1 protein-coding gene is annotated in these 406 nt (G+C 41.4%); it reads right to left on the bottom strand.

Going from position 1 to position 406, the window contains the following annotated elements; translation table 11 throughout:
* Window positions 1-2 precede the first annotated feature (2 nt).
* A complete protein-coding gene (locus KQJ18_RS24450) occupies window positions 3-305 on the bottom strand; it encodes a type II toxin-antitoxin system RelE/ParE family toxin (RefSeq protein WP_038636359.1) in 303 nt (100 codons plus the stop codon).
* Window positions 306-406: the final 101 nt, after the last annotated feature.

Raw genomic sequence — 406 nt, 5'->3', positions numbered from 1 at the left:
TTCTAGTAGATGTGTGGGTCTAAGTACACATCTTCGGCCTTACCGTTAACCCATTTAAATATTAATCGGTACTGCTTATTTACTCTTATTGAAGAATATTCCTGTAACTTTCCGGTTAACTCTTCATATCTATTCCCTGGCGGCGAGCGCAAATCCCGATGCGAAACCGCCGCATTGATGATATCCAGCTTTCTGGCTAATGCGGTGTGAATATCCGCGGGTATTTTTCTGTGCGGTGTTGCCCGCTCAAAAAAATCTTCAAGCCATGTATCCCGAAAATTTCTGATATTTAATGATTTAGACATTCCATTGCCAACACCTTTTGCATAAGCATAAAGAGATTGTAGTGCATAGACGCACTGTGCTCAAGTGCATTGATTAACATTAAGTTGGTGTGTTGGGCTCA

Origin of the sequence: Citrobacter sp. S55_ASV_140, assembly GCF_018919505.1 — a bacterium.
Taxonomy (GTDB): Bacteria; Pseudomonadota; Gammaproteobacteria; order Enterobacterales; family Enterobacteriaceae; genus Citrobacter; species Citrobacter werkmanii.
Note: the sequence above shows the minus strand (reverse complement) of the source record. Positions and strands in the feature narration are given on the sequence as shown.